Annotated in this window: 11 protein-coding genes; 7 read left to right on the top strand and 4 right to left on the bottom strand. The window is 70.6% G+C overall.

All coding sequences use genetic code 11. The features are described 5' to 3' along the window. Positions 1-46: 46 nt before the first annotated feature. Together WMF43_RS32275 and WMF43_RS32280 are read right to left on the bottom strand one after the other, a co-directional pair. Positions 47-547 (bottom strand): SRPBCC domain-containing protein, encoded by a 501-nt coding sequence (locus WMF43_RS32275; RefSeq protein WP_437670652.1) that lies wholly within the window; start codon positions 545-547, stop codon positions 47-49. 63 nt (positions 548-610) lie between these two features. Then, positions 611-1,009, bottom strand: coding sequence for an ArsR/SmtB family transcription factor (locus tag WMF43_RS32280; RefSeq protein WP_437670654.1), 399 nt, complete (start codon positions 1,007-1,009; stop codon positions 611-613). Positions 1,010-1,741: 732 nt separating this feature from the next. On the opposite strand from WMF43_RS32280, the gene WMF43_RS32285 reads away from it, so the two are divergent. Next, positions 1,742-2,875 carry a substrate-binding domain-containing protein gene (locus WMF43_RS32285; protein WP_437670656.1) on the top strand — a complete coding sequence of 378 codons (1,134 nt, stop codon included), beginning with the start codon at positions 1,742-1,744 and terminating at the stop codon, positions 2,873-2,875. Positions 2,876-3,687: 812 nt separating this feature from the next. On the opposite strand, the gene WMF43_RS32290 is transcribed toward WMF43_RS32285, so the two are convergent. Further along, positions 3,688-4,608, bottom strand: a complete 921-nt coding sequence (locus tag WMF43_RS32290; protein ID WP_437670658.1) for an Rpn family recombination-promoting nuclease/putative transposase — start codon at positions 4,606-4,608, stop codon at positions 3,688-3,690. A 134-nt stretch (positions 4,609-4,742) separates the two neighbouring features. Between WMF43_RS32290 and WMF43_RS32295 the strand changes: the two genes are divergently transcribed. Then, positions 4,743-6,146: a S41 family peptidase gene (locus tag WMF43_RS32295; protein WP_437670660.1), complete on the top strand. Its 1,404-nt coding sequence runs from the start codon at positions 4,743-4,745 to the stop codon at positions 6,144-6,146. Here the strand turns inward: WMF43_RS32295 and WMF43_RS32300 are convergent. After that, positions 6,085-7,758 carry a glucose-6-phosphate isomerase gene (locus WMF43_RS32300; RefSeq protein ID WP_437670662.1) on the bottom strand — a complete coding sequence of 558 codons (1,674 nt, stop codon included), beginning with the start codon at positions 7,756-7,758 and terminating at the stop codon, positions 6,085-6,087. The genes WMF43_RS32295 and WMF43_RS32300 overlap by 62 nt on opposite strands. Positions 7,759-7,900: 142 nt before the next feature. On the opposite strand from WMF43_RS32300, the gene WMF43_RS32305 reads away from it, so the two are divergent. The 5 genes from WMF43_RS32305 (at position 7,901) to WMF43_RS32325 (ending at position 13,560) form a co-directional block, all read left to right on the top strand. Continuing rightward, complete coding sequence (locus tag WMF43_RS32305; RefSeq protein WP_437670664.1) at positions 7,901-10,831, top strand: 2-oxoglutarate dehydrogenase E1 component; 2,931 nt, start codon at positions 7,901-7,903, stop codon at positions 10,829-10,831. Then, positions 10,828-11,295, top strand: a complete 468-nt coding sequence (locus tag WMF43_RS32310; protein WP_437670666.1) for a PaaI family thioesterase — start codon at positions 10,828-10,830, stop codon at positions 11,293-11,295. Before WMF43_RS32305 ends, WMF43_RS32310 begins: the two co-directional genes overlap by 4 nt. Before the next feature lie 602 nt (positions 11,296-11,897). Beyond that, positions 11,898-12,083 (top strand): hypothetical protein, encoded by a 186-nt coding sequence (locus WMF43_RS32315; RefSeq protein ID WP_437670668.1) that lies wholly within the window; start codon positions 11,898-11,900, stop codon positions 12,081-12,083. Positions 12,084-12,142: 59 nt separating this feature from the next. Continuing rightward, positions 12,143-12,517: a response regulator gene (locus WMF43_RS32320; protein WP_437670670.1), complete on the top strand. Its 375-nt coding sequence runs from the start codon at positions 12,143-12,145 to the stop codon at positions 12,515-12,517. Next, positions 12,514-13,560 (top strand): response regulator, encoded by a 1,047-nt coding sequence (locus WMF43_RS32325; protein WP_437670672.1) that lies wholly within the window; start codon positions 12,514-12,516, stop codon positions 13,558-13,560. Before WMF43_RS32320 ends, WMF43_RS32325 begins: the two co-directional genes overlap by 4 nt. Positions 13,561-13,569: the final 9 nt, after the last annotated feature.

The following is a 13,569-nucleotide window of genomic DNA, read 5'->3' on the forward strand; positions in this document are numbered from 1 at the left end:
CGCCCTCCCCAAACCCCGGTGGATGCGACGGATCGGCAGCGTTGCCCTAGCTCCGCTCGCCGAGCAGCGCGTCCAGCTTTTGATAACAGGCTTCCATGCCCTGATCCATGCCGGAAGCGAGCGCGCCGTCGCGGTCTTCTTTCGAGTCGTAGGTTTGCGTGATGCTCATCGCAGTGGCGGCGCCCTGATCGGCGAACTGGTGCTTTTCCACGAGCGAGCCAATCGTCTGGCCCGACCCCAATGCCATCGTCTCCGTGTGAACGGCGTGCTCGTGCAGGGCCACCTCCGTGAATTCGCCCCGGAGTGTCATGACCGGATTGGCTTCATCGCTCTTCCACGCCACCGAGAGCTTGCCGCCCACGCGCGCATCACACTCGATGGTGGCCACGGTCCAGCCCGGCGGCGGCAGCATCCAGCGACGCATCTTGTCCGGAGTGAACATGGCCTCCCACACCAGCCGACGAGGCGCGTTGAACGTGCGGGTGAGGACGATGGTGGTGTCCGTGGGGGTTGAGATTTGCAGGCCTTGGGGTGAAGTGGTGTTCATGGTGTTGTGACTCGTGACAGACGACCGAGAGGGGTCGGAATGGGTTGAATGGCGGTGAGACGCTCAGGTCCGGCGGGCACGCGCTCGCTCCTCGGACTTCATCTCATCGAGCAGCGAGTCCAGCGCTTCGAAGCGGGCCTCCCAGTGCTGGCGGAACGACTCGGTCCAGAGCGTCGCTTCCTTGAGCGGCGCGGCCTCTAGGCGGCAGAAATGCTGCCGGCCTTCGACGCGGCGCCGGATGAGCTTGGCGTGCTCCAGCACGCGCACGTGCTTGGTGGCCGCCGGGAAAGTCATTTTCAGGGGCGCGGCCAGCTCGCTGAGGTTGCGCTCCCCGCCCGAGAGTTGCCGGATGATCGCCCGCCGGGCCGGGTGGGCCAGGGCGTGAAACACGAGGTCCAGCCGGGGCGAGTGATCTAAAACCATCTGGTTTAGTATACCAAATGGTTTCACGAGGTCAACCACGAAGATCGTCCCGCGCGCACGTGCCGCTGTCGGGCTGCTCGATCCCGGCGCGCCGCTGGTCTCGCTCAGCTCGGCGGCGAGCCTGTTCTGATCGGGCCTCCAGCGCAGGAGGCCGTCGTGCTCACCTCTCGGCTGTCCTCGCGCTCACCTCTCGGCTGTCCTCGTGCCCACCTCTCGGCCGAGGAGCCGCTGACCGCATACAAGGAGCGCGTCCTCCGACGATGGATCCTGATTACAGAGGTTTCCACAGCAGCTTGGCGTAATTGCCGATCCATAGCTGAAGCTTCTGCCTTGGACGACCCTTGACATACCGCTCCTCGCTGTGATGCGCTGTCCCTCAGGTCGCGCAGGTAATCGATGCTACCTGCCGTGTCGAATCGCTCCGGGGGGTCAGACACGTGGTGCGCTCGTCTCAGCCGACGCCTGCTTTGTACTCAGACGGCGCTGCTTGTGGGGCTCGCCTCCTTCGCCTCGACGTCATGCGCCTCGGAAGCGGCCGAGCCCCCCGAGGCGGCGGTCGCCATCGGGGGCCTCGAGATGGGATCGAGCCTGCCTTCCGGGCGCGCGCCGGTCGCAGGCTCCTGGCCGCCCGTCCCGCCGCCTCGATCATCGCGACCGAGCGGGTCGTCTCCGGACGCCCGGGCACGCTCCAGGTCTGATCTGCGCCCAAGGTACCGCGCGCGACCGCACGAACCACGCACGAACGAGCGACAACATACGAGGAGGGGTCTCATGAAGATGACTGGGCGAACATGGGCAGCGGCCATCGGGCTCATGCTGATGACGGCGGCATGCGGAGAGGGCGATACGGACACGGCGGGGACGGCCACGCCCATCAAGCGACAACCGCTCCCTCCGAACGAGTTCATCCCGATGAAGATCGAGGCGATCATCGACGAGCTCGTCGCCGAGATCAACAAGGGCTCGACCGAACCGATGCAGATCGCGGTGTTGCTGAAGTCCCTCGACGGCTTCTTTGCGCCGATCGCCACGGGCGCGAACCGAGCCATGGGTGAGCTCGGGGTCTCCGGGAGGGCCACGGGGAACGTGCTCGGGCCTTTCAGTACTGAGACAGAGCTCGAGGAATTGACGAAATTCCAGACTCAACACATCGAACAGTCGGTGGCGGACGGCGCCGAGGGGATAGTCATCACGCCCGTCGGCGAAGGCAACGCGGCCGCGCTCGACGAGGCCATCGCGAAGGGGATCCCCGTGGTGACGCTCGACGCCGACCTGGTGAGCTCGAAGCGCCAGATCTACGTCGGGGTGCTCAACGAGTATGCCGGGGCCCTGGCAGGGAACACCCTGCTCAAGATGCTGCCCGAGGGGCCGGGCACGGTGCTCATCCACGGCTGGGCCGACCCGATCTGGGTCGACGGTGTCAATCGAACTCAGGGCGCCAGGGAGGTGTTCGAGGCAGCCGGTTACCACGTTCTGGTACATCAGTCCATCTATCATGACCAAGCCATGGACGTCGAGTTGATGAGAGGCGAGATCGAGGACGCCGACCCGCCCGTCGTGGGCCTGATCGGAATGTTCATCGACTCGTATCGATGCGTGCTGGCCGCGGACGCCGCGGACGCGCCGGACCTCCCCATCGTCACCTTCGACTTCGCGCCGGAGACCGCCGGGTTTATGCGCCAGGGTCGCATCAAGGCCACGCACGTCCAGCGGCAGTACTACGAGGGGTACCTCGGGCCCTACATCGTCTACGGCATCAAGAGCATCGGCCTCGACGCGATCAAGGAGATCCTCGCGCCGCAGCTCGTCGAAGGCAGCCAGTTTGACCTCGGCGTCGACGTGGTCCCGTGGGAGAAGGTCGACGCCTACAACCAGTTCCTCGACGAGGTCGGCGCAGAGCAGTAGCGGCGTCGCAGCGCGAGGAGGACCTCGCGCTGCCCCGGTCCCCTCGGGGCTCTTCTTGAAGCGGAGATCGAAGAAGCGGAGGAGCGCCTGCCGGAGCGCCGCGGCCTCGGCGGCCGGCTTCTCGAACGCCGCGGCGGCCCGCTCCTGCCGCTGCTGCGCCGCCTGCCAGCGCGTTTGCGTGACCCGCAGGAGCTCGATCTTGTCGCGGAGCCCATGGATCTCCTCGCGCGTGAGCGGGGGCTCGTCGTCGGCGAACGGGGTGCGCGCGAGATCCGCAACGTCGCGCTCGGCGGCGAGCTGAATCCGGCTCGACCCGATGACGCGCCGAGCGACCTTGCGCGGGAAGTAGAGCGTGCTCTCGCCGAGCGACTCGGCCTCTCGGAGCAGCTCGGCCTCCCGGGGAATGTGCCGTGTTGGATGATTGGGAGAGCCTGCGTGTCACGGCGCGAAGAAAATGATGTGCCGTATCGGGGGTTGAGACAGCCTGCGTGCCGCGACGTGAGGAAGGTGATAGGCCGAGCGCCGTCACCGCCGCGCGCAGCGGACTGCGGAGCTGGTGAAGAGGTGCCGAAAGCGGGAATTGCCACTTAGGACACAATCGCAACGCGCAGGACGGGGAACTTGTTGCGAAGGACACAAATAGGACCGCGCAGGAGGACGCCGGAGCCGCGCAGGAGGGCGCCGAGGCTGCGCAGGAGGGGCGCCGGCAGCGCGCAGGAGGGCGCCGAGGCTGCGCAGGAGGGGCGCCGGCAGCGCGCAGGAGGGCGCCGAGGCTGCGCAGGAGGGGCGCCGGCAGCGCGGCCCCCTCGCCCTCAGCGCAGCGCCTCGTCGGCGGTCGCGGCGGTGAGGGCCTGGTCGAGCCAGCGCTCCAGCGTGCCCTGATCCATGCAGGCCGCGAGCCGAGCCTCCACGTCGGCCGGCAGCGCCAGCCCGCGCTTCGCAAGCACGCGGCGGACCGCGATGCGCAGGCCGTCCTCCTGGCCCTCCCTGCGGCCCTCGCTGCGGCCCTCGCTGCGCGCCAGCGACAGCGCCCCGCGCTCGTCCTGCAGGGCGATGCCCGCGCGGATGTACGCGTCCCACTCCTCATCGGTGAACCGCGCCACGCGCGCCACCTCCAGCGCGTCCGTGAACGGCTCTTCCGCGAGCGCCTCGGGCACCACCCGGAGGTTGCTCGCCTCGCGAAAGAAGAACGCCCACTTCTCGATCGTCGTCCGCGGCCTCTCGCCGGCGTCGTACTTCGGCAGCTCGAGGAACACGAACTGCAGCTGCCCCAGGCCCCGCGCTCCGCCGTGCTGCTCCTGCATCCGCCAGCGGCTCAGCATCGGCACCCGCAGCCCATCGCGCCCGGGCCACAGCTCGAAGTCGCAGATCGTCACCCCGATGACGTCGTTCAGCTCGGGATACCGCTGCCCAGCGTCGAGCTGGCCCGTGTAGGCCTTCGCGACGTTGTACACCACGCGCTTCTCGAACCCCTCCACGTTGAGCACCTGCATCTCCACGACGTACCGCGTGCCCTGGGCGTCGACACACTTGACGTCCACGATGGAGTGCTTGAGCTCCGCCACCTTGGGCCGCTGCTCCGGCGACAGCAGCTCCACGGCCACGATCCGGTGCGCCGCGTCCAGCTCCAAGAGGTCGTTCAGCAGCGCGATGAGCAACGGCTTGTGCTCCTCGCTGCCGAAGATCTTCTTGAACACGAAATCCGTCTTGGGATCCGCGAACAGAGGGCGCATGCCCCCGATCTACCTCGCCACGGCCGAGATGTCGCGCGCCGGCCCTGGATCTCGCGGTGCGCCCGTGCCCTCCTTCACGAGCCCGCGCGGCGCTGCTTGCGCGGGCGACGCGCCCCATCGCACCCTCGCGCGCGATGCTCGCCAGAAGCTCGCTCCGCCGGCCTGCCCGTGCCGCGGCCGGCGCGGCGCTCGCCTGCGCCTCGCTCGGGTGTGCGCCTCCCCCCGCGCTCGGCCCCTCGACGCCGCGCCCGCTCCCGAGCCTGCGCATCGAGGACGGCGACCTCGATCGCGCGCCGCGGACCGTCTCGGCGGCGGAGGCGCTCCGCGATCTCGACGTCGCGCGCTACGCCTTCGCGCACGCCTACGCGGGCCTCGACGGGCGCTCGCCCTCGCCCTCCCCGCCGTCGATCGCCCGAGCGGAGCGCGCGCTCCGCCGCCGCGCCGCGTGGCGCCCCGACGACTTCGCGCGGCTCCTCCGCGACCTGTTCGCCGCCCCCGACGGCCACCTCGTGTTCGGCTACGGCGGCCCCACGCCGCTCCGGCTCGCCGCCGCCCCGCCGCGCTCGTCCCTCCTGCCGTCCAGCAGCGCGCCGCTCTTCGAGCGCGCAGCCGCCGCCACGCCGGCGCCCCTCGCCCCGCTCTCGCCTTCGCTCGCCCCGCTCTCGCCCCAGCTCGCTCCGCCCTCGCCCTCGCTCGCCCCACCCCATCGCCCCGCCCTCGCCTCGCCCGTCGAGCTCACGCGCACCCCGAGCGGCGTGCCGGTGCTCGCCGTCCGCACGTTCAGCGCCGCCGCCGCGCCGGCGCTCGAGGCGCTGCCCGCGCTCGTCGCCGAGCTCCGGCGCGCCCCCGCCTTCGTCGTCGATCTGCGCGGCAACGCCGGCGGCGACTACCGCTACGCGGAGCGCTTCGCGCTCGCGCTGACCGACGCGCCGCTGCGCGCCCTCGACGAGCGCGAGGTCCTCTCCGTCGCGGCCGCCGAGGGGCGCGCGAACAGCGCCCGCCGGCGGCTCGCGCGCGGCGACGTCCCCGAGGCGGCGCGGCCGCGCTTCCTCGAGCACCTCGCCGCCCTGGAGCGCCTCGCCGCGGCGCTGCGCGCGCGCCCCTCGGCCGCGCCGCCGCGCGTCGACCTCACGACCCGCGGCGCCGCGCTCCGCGGGCGCGCGCCGGGGCCGCTCGCGGGGCGCGCCGTCTTCCTGGTCGACGGCGGCTGCGCCTCGGCGTGCGAGATGCTGCTCGCGCTCGTCCGGCAGATCCCCGGCGCGCTCGTCGCCGGCCAGAACACCCGCGGGGCCATGAGCGTCGGCGAGGTCGCCCTGTTCCGGCTCCCTCGCTCGGGCGTCACCCTCTCGCTCGGCACCCGCGCGTTCGGCGATCCGCTCGGCGACTTCGCCGAGACGCGCGGCTTCGAGCCCGATGTCCGGCTCGGCGGCGCCGACCCCACAGGCGACGCGGCGGCGCTCGCCCTCGGCGCTCAGCTCACCGCGACAGCCGGTAGGTCGCGTCGAACGGCGAGCCGCCCTGCGGCACCTCCCGGATGACGCCGCGCTCGGGGTTCGCCGCGAGGTGGCGCAGGATCCAGAAGACCGTCTCGAGATCGTCCGAGCCCGCCGCGCGCGCGACCTCCTCGAGCGGAAGCGCGCGCCCCGTGGACTGCCGCGCCGCGGCGAGCGCCGCGAGCACCTTGGCCTGGAGCTCAAGCACCTGCTGCGCCGCCTTCTTGCCGGCCTCCACGCCGGGCTGGTGGTACGCGTTGATGTTCACGAGCGACGCGTACAGCCCGACCGCCCGCTCGTAGAGCGCGATCAACATGCCGACCGCGCGCGCGTCCACCGCCTCGATCGTGATCGCGATCGACTCGCGCCCGCTGTCGGTCAGCGCCTTGCGCGTCCCGAGGAGGAAGCCGGAGAGGTAGTCGCCCGTCGTGACGCCGGGATCGACCTCGAGCGCGCCGCGCGCGGGCGAGCGGTCGCGCAGCACCTCGATGAACGTCACGAAGAAGTTGTCGAGCCCGTCGCGCAGCTGCTGCACGTACGCGTGCTGATCGGTCGACCCCTTGTTGCCGTAGACGGCGATCCCCTGGAAGACCTCCTTGCCCTCGCGATCCAGCCGCTTGCCGAGCGACTCCATCACGAGCTGCTGGAGGTAACGCGAGAAGAGCTCGAGCCGGTCCTTGTACGGGAGCAGCACCATGTCCTTCCGGCCCACGCCGCCCGTCGCCGAGTACCAGGCGAGCGCGAGCAGCGCCGCCGGGTTCCGCGGCACCTCCTTCGCGCGCGTCACCTCGTCCATCTCGCGCGCCCCCTGCAGCATCTCCAGGATCGGCAGCCCCTGGAGCGCCGCCGGCAAGAGGCCGACCGCCGACAGCTCGCTCGTGCGCCCGCCGACCCAGTCCCACATCGGGAAGCGGGCGAGGAAGCCGTGCTTCGTCGCGTACCGATCGAGCTCGCTCCCCTCCCCCGTCACCGCCACCGCGTGCGCGCCGAGCGAGAGGCCGAGCCTCCGGTACGCCGCCTCGAGCTCGAGCATTCCGTTGCGCGTCTCCTTCGTCCCGCCCGATTTCGAGATGATCACCGCGAGCGTCGCGCCGAGATCGTCGCCGATCGCGTCGAGCGTGCGGTCGACGCCGTCGGGGTCCGTGTTGTCGAAGAAATGCAGCTGCATCCGGTCGGCGGGCGAGCCGAGCGCCGAGGCCACGAACTGCGGCCCGAGCGCCGAGCCGCCGATCCCGACGACGAGCACCCGGCGGAAGCGGGCGGCCCGCTCCGGGCGCACCCGCGCCGCGTGCACGTCCGCGGCGAAGCTCAGGATGCGGGCGTTCGTCCCCTCGATCGCGGCGCGGAGCGCAGCCTCGGGCGCGAGCTCCGGCGCGCGCAGCCAGTAGTGACCCACGCGGCGGTCCTCGTCGGGGTTGGCGACGCTGCCGCCCTCGAGCGCCGCCATCTCGGCGAGCGCCGCCTGGATGCGCGGCTCCATCGCGGCGAAGAAGCCGTCCTCGAAGCGGATCCGGCTCACGTCGAGCCAGAAGCCGAGGCTCGGGTCGTGGAAGAGGTGGTCCCGGAATCGGGCCAGAGGAGCGAGAGAAGCGGGCGATGCGGCGGGGGGGACGGCGGGCGCCGGTCCTCGACCCCCGGTTGCGCGGTCTTGATCCATGCGCCCCTTCTACCGCTTCTCCCCACCGTTTCTCCAGGCGCACGACCCCCTTGTCCGGGCGAAGTTCCGCCCCAAGGGCGGGGGCGCCGGAAAAGGACTCTGGCGTGCCGAGCCGACACGCGTTATTTGCACGCCGAACACGATGCAGCTTGATTTCGGAATCAATGCAGGGCTCGTCGAGGAGCTCTATGCCCAGTACCTCGAGAACCCGGAGTCGGTAGACCCCGGCTGGCGCGCGTTCTTCGAGGGCAAGAACGGCGGCGCCTCGTCGCCGGTCAGGCTGCCCGCCCCGGCCGCCCTGCCCGCCGTGCAGCCGCACGTGCTCAGGCCGGTGGAGCCCGGGAACGGGAACGGGAAGAAGACGAACGGCGAGGCCACGAAGACGCTGGAGGCCGCGTTCGCCCGGACGCTGAGCGAGCACCCGACCTCGACGGAGACGTCGCGGGACCTCCAGGTGCTCGCGCAGGCGGCGCTGAAGGCGCGGGTCTACGCGCTCGTGAACGCCTACCGCGTGCGCGGCCACCTCTTCGCGCACGTCGATCCGCTCAACCTGCCGCCCGCCACGCCGCCGGAGCTCGACCTCACGAACTTCGGGCTCGTGGTCGAGGACCTCGACAAGGCGTTCCCCACGACCGACCTCGCCGGCGTGCCGCCGGTGCTCACGCTGCGCGAGATCATCCGCCGGCTGGAGGAGACGTACTGCCGGCAGATCGGCGTCGAGTTCACGTTCATCGAGGAGCCGGAGGCGCGCCAGTGGCTCCAGCAGCAGATGGAGTCGACGCGCAACCGCCTGACGCTCGACCGCCAGAAGCAGCTCCGGATCCTGACGAAGCTCTCGGACGCCGAGATCTTCGAGCAGTTCATCCACAAGTCCTACGAGGCGGGGACGAAGCGCTTCTCGCTGGAGGGCGCCGAGAGCCTGATCCCGCTGCTCGACCTGCTCATCGAGCGCGCCGGCTCGCACGGGGTCGACGAGATCGTGGTGGGCATGGCGCACCGCGGGCGGCTCAACGTGCTCGCGAACATCATGGACAAGAGCCTGCGCGAGATCTTCGCCGCGTTCGAGGACAAGGACGCGGAGCGGCACCTCGGCAGCGGCGACGTCAAGTACCACCTCGGCTACTCGACCGACCGGACGCTCGAGAACGGGAAGAACATCCACCTCACGCTCACGTTCAACCCGAGCCACCTCGAGTTCGTGAACCCCGTCGTCCAGGGGCGCGTCCGCGCGAAGCAGGACCGGCGGCTCGCCGACAGCGCCCCCGACGCGCGCCGGCGCGTGATGCCGCTGCTCATCCACGGCGACGCGGCGTTCATCGGGCAGGGCGTCGTCGCCGAGACGCTCAACATGATGAACCTGCCCGGCTACACGACCGGCGGCACGGTGCACGTCATCGTGAACAACCAGGTCGGCTTCACGACCGACCCGGCGGACTCCCGCTCGACGCGCTACGCGTCCGACATCACGCGGATGCTGAAGGTCCCGGTGTTCCACGTGAACGGCGAGGACCCGGAGGCGGTCGCGCACGTCGCGCAGCTCGCGATCGACTACCGCACGCGCTTCCGCTCGGACGTGGTCATCGACATGTACTGCTACCGGAAGTACGGCCACAACGAGGGCGACGAGCCGCGCTACACGCAGCCGCGGATGTACGCGGCGATCGACAAGAAGCCCACGGTCCGGCAGGTCTACGTCCGGCGGCTGATGGAGCTCGGGCAGATCACCGAGGAGAAGGCCGACGAGATCGTGGTGCGCCGCCGCGAGGCGCTCGCGGCCGCGCTCGACGAGGTGAAGCAGAAGGGCTTCGCGCCGGTGCTCTACTCGATGGGCGGCGTGTGGTCGCACTACCGCGGCGGCCCCGACGCGGCGACGCCGGAGGTGCCGACGAGCGTGCCGGCGGAGAGGCTCATCGCGCTCTCGGAGAAGGTCCTGGAGCTGCCCGAGGGCTTCAAGGGGCACCCGAAGGTCTTGCCGACGCTCAAGCAGCGGCACGAGCGGCTCGTCGCCGGCGAGCCGTTCGACTGGGGCACGGGCGAGATGCTCGCGTACGCGTCGCTGCTCGCCGAGAAGACGCCGGTGCGGATCTCGGGGCAGGACGTGCAGCGCGGCACGTTCAGCCACCGGCACGCGGTGCTGCGCGACGTCGAGACGGGCGCGAGCTACGCGCCGCTGTCGCGCGTCGCCGAGGCGCCGGCGCACTTCGACGCGTACAACAGCCCGCTCAGCGAGGCGGGCGTGCTCGGCTTCGACTTCGGCTACAGCCTCGACTACCCGGACGGGCTCGTCATCTGGGAGGCGCAGTTCGGCGACTTCCTGAACGGCGCGCAGGTCATCGTCGACCAGTTCCTCACGTCGAGCGAGGACAAGTGGCACCGGCTGAGCGGCCTCGTCCTCTTCCTGCCGCACGGCTACGAGGGCCAGGGGCCGGAGCACTCGAGCGCGCGCGTCGAGCGCTTCCTCCAGAACAGCGCGGAGGACAACATCCAGGTGTGCAACCTGACCACGCCGGCGCAGCTGTTCCACGCGCTCCGGCGGCAGGTGCACCGGCCGTGGCGCAAGCCGCTGATCATCGCCACGCCGAAGAGCCTGCTGCGCGTGCCGGCGACGTCGAAGGGGCCGCACCGGCCGGTGTCGACGATCAAGGACCTCTCCGAGGGGAAGTTCCAGCGCGTGCTGCCGGACACGAGCGGCGTGGATCCGGCGGACGTGAAGCGGATCCTGCTCTGCTCGGGCAAGGTCTACTACGACCTCGCGATCGCGCGGGAGACGCGCGGGCTGAAGGACGTGGCGATCCTGCGGCTGGAGCAGCTCTTCCCGCTGAACGACGAGATCGTGAACGCGCTCGCGCCCTACAAGGACGGGACGCCGCTCGTGTGGGTGCAGGAGGAGCCGCGCAACTACGGCGCCTGGTACTACATCCTCGCGGTGCTGCAGCAGCGCATCGGCGACCGGCTGCCGCTCACGTGCGTGAGCCGCGCGCCGAGCGCGAGCCCGGCGACGGGGTCGCGCGCGAGCCACCTGCTCGAGCAGAAGATGCTGGTGGACGACGCGTTCGTGGGGGGCAAGCGGTGAGCGGAGGAGGCGCGAGCCTGCAGGACAGGTACGCGCCGGAGGGCCGCTGCTTCGGCTGCGGGCCAGCGAACGAGAAGGGGCTCCGGGTGAAGAGCCGCGTCGAAGGGGACGCGGTGGTCTGCGATTTCACGCCGGAGCCGCACCACCAGGCGTTCCCGGGGATGCTCAACGGCGGCATCATCGGGGCGCTGCTCGACTGCCACTCGAACTGGACGGCGGCGCACCACCTGATGGTGGCGCGGGGGGCGGAGGCGCCGCCGTGCACGGTGACGGCGGACTTCCACGTGAAGCTGAAGAAGCCGACGCCGCTCGGGGCGGTCCACCTGCGGGCGCAGGTCGTGGAAGCCGAGGGGGACCGCGTCGTGGTCGAGGCGACGCTGGAGGCGGGGGGGCGGGTCACGGCGACGTGCCGGGGGACGTTCGTGGCCGTCAAGGAAGGGCATCCGGCTTACCATCGGTGGTAGCGGCGGGGCGGGTGGCTCCGGGGGGAGCGGCGGGAGCGGGGGGAGCGGGGGCTGCCAAGACGCACGCGCCGTGGTGAGGGGTCGCGCTCGCCGGCGTGGCGCGGGGGGCGCTGGCCAATCGGCAAGACTGGGACGAAGGAGCTTGCGCACGGGACACCACCCGGCATGTCTCCCTTCGGGCCATGCCAGCTGGGACGTTATGGTGCGCGCCACACAAGGCGCGCCTGAGACGCAGCGCCGTGAGGGACCTTATGGTACCTCGGTCGGTGCTCGACGCGCCCCCCGCGCCACGCCGGCGAGCGCGACCCCTCACCACGGCGCTCCAGCCCCTGAGGTCAGGGCAACTCGGTCGATGCGCCACGCCGCTGCCGACGAGGACAGACATCTCCCATAGACCGGCTCCGAGTCCCATCGTCACCAGCGATGACGATACCAAGCTGAAGTCGATTCGCTCGACACGTGCTGGACACAACGGGGCTCGCGCGTGGCAGCGACCGAGGGATATTGTCCCTCGGCGCAACACGGCAGACATGAAATCGGTTTCTCGTTGATCCTCCAAATTCGATCCCGTAAGGTGGTCGACATCGGCCAAGGCGGAGCAGATGGGCAACACGAATGCTCAGGTGTCCTTGAAGGCGGAAGAGGCGCCGGCCGACACGGTGCTCGCGGGCGGTGAGGGCGCGTTGCTGGTTCAGGGCCGGCAGCAGGGGCTCGGGGAGTCGAACGACGACTCGGTCGAGGAGATGCTCGCCGGGGCCCGCGCGGACTGCGGCCAGAAGCGTCCGTGACGCTCGCGGGAGCGCCGGGACGGGGGCGCGGGAATCCTGGTTCACAAGGGGGGCTCATCGTGATCACCATTCTCCTCGTCGAAGACAACGAGATGAACCGTGACATGTTGTCGCGACGCCTGCTGCGGCGCGGGTACGCCGTGCTGACCGCCGTGGACGGCGAGTCGGGGGTGGATATGGCGCGGTCCGCGCGGCCGCAGCTGATCCTCATGGACGTCGGGTTGCCCAACATCGACGGGCTGGAGGCCACCCGGCGGCTCAAGGGGGACACGCGCACGAAAGACATCCCTGTCATCGTCCTCACCGCGCACGCGATGAGCGGCGACAGGACGCAGGCCATCGAGGCGGGAGGCGACGACTACGACATCAAACCCGTCGAGATCGAGCGGCTCGCCGCCAAGATCCAGACGCTGCTCGGACGGGAGCCGCAATGAAGCGGCCGACAGATCACCCCGCCGGGCGCAGCGCCGCGGAGCGGAGCAGGCACGGACGGCCGGAGCTCTGGAGATCGCTCATCGCACACCTCCGCCACGAGCTGCGCACCTCGCTCACCGCGATCATCGGCTACGGCGACCACCTCCTCGAGTGCCTGCCCCTCGACGCCTCGATCAGCGCCTTCGACGCGCTCAACGGGCTCAGAGAGATCGGCGCCTTCGTGCTCAGCCAAGTCAACGAGCGCATCTCGGAGGAGGCGCTCGTCAGCGCCGATCCGCAGACGCTGGTGCGGAGCCTGCGCGAGCTCGACGAGGTCACCTCGCCGCACACGAGCAGGATCGAACCCCTCTGCGCGGAGCTGCTCTCGAGGTTCGAGTCCGAGGAGAGACTCACGTTGATCCCTATCCTGTGCAGGATCCAGGCGGGCGGGGTGACGCTGCGCAACCTCATCTCGGGGTACTCGCACAACGCCCTGCCGAAGGCCCCGTGGCTGACGCTGCCGCTCGGAGAGGAAGAGCCCTCCACCCCCGCCCCGCTCTCCCGCTCGAGGACCGGACACTTCGGCGGGCGCCTGCTCGTCGTGGACGACCACTCCGCGAACCGCGACATGCTGAGATCGTGCCTCGAGCGGCGCGGATACGAGGTGCACGAGGCGCCCGGAGGACGCTCGGCGCTGCAGCTCATCCGCGAGAACGACTTCGACTTGATCCTGCTCGATCTCGTCATGCCGGACCTGAACGGCCTGGAGGTCCTGGACAAGCTGAGGGCCGAGGGGCGCCTCGACCTCGCGCCGGTGGTCCTGCTCTCCGCGTCCGACAAGCTCGGCGACGTGGCGCGCGGGATCGAGTGCGGCGCCGAGGACTACGTGACCAAGCCGTTCAACATGGTCCTGCTCCACGCGCGCATCCGCGCCTGCCTCGAGCTCCGACGGCTCAGGCGCTGCGAGGAAGCCTACGTCACCCTGCTCCGGGAGCACAGGGCGCGCGCCGAGGAGGCGCAGCGGACGGCGCGGAGCGCCGCGGGCGAGCAGGAAGGGACCTGAGCGGGCGGG

It is taken from the genome of Sorangium sp. So ce131 (genome assembly GCF_051519095.1).
Lineage (GTDB): Bacteria > Myxococcota_A > Polyangia > Polyangiales > Polyangiaceae > Sorangium.

Coding starts and splice junctions, on each gene's coding strand:
- WMF43_RS32295 (WP_437670660.1), top strand. CDS start 4,743: ATGCTCGCCAGAAGCTCGCTCCGCCGGCCTGCCCGTGCCGCGGCCGGC.
- WMF43_RS32325 (WP_437670672.1), top strand. CDS start 12,514: ATGAAGCGGCCGACAGATCACCCCGCCGGGCGCAGCGCCGCGGAGCGG.
- WMF43_RS32300 (WP_437670662.1), bottom strand. CDS start 7,758: ATGGATCAAGACCGCGCAACCGGGGGTCGAGGACCGGCGCCCGCCGTC.
- WMF43_RS32290 (WP_437670658.1), bottom strand. CDS start 4,608: ATGCGCCCTCTGTTCGCGGATCCCAAGACGGATTTCGTGTTCAAGAAG.
- WMF43_RS32305 (WP_437670664.1), top strand. CDS start 7,901: ATGCAGCTTGATTTCGGAATCAATGCAGGGCTCGTCGAGGAGCTCTAT.
- WMF43_RS32315 (WP_437670668.1), top strand. CDS start 11,898: ATGGGCAACACGAATGCTCAGGTGTCCTTGAAGGCGGAAGAGGCGCCG.
- WMF43_RS32275 (WP_437670652.1), bottom strand. CDS start 547: ATGAACACCACTTCACCCCAAGGCCTGCAAATCTCAACCCCCACGGAC.
- WMF43_RS32285 (WP_437670656.1), top strand. CDS start 1,742: ATGAAGATGACTGGGCGAACATGGGCAGCGGCCATCGGGCTCATGCTG.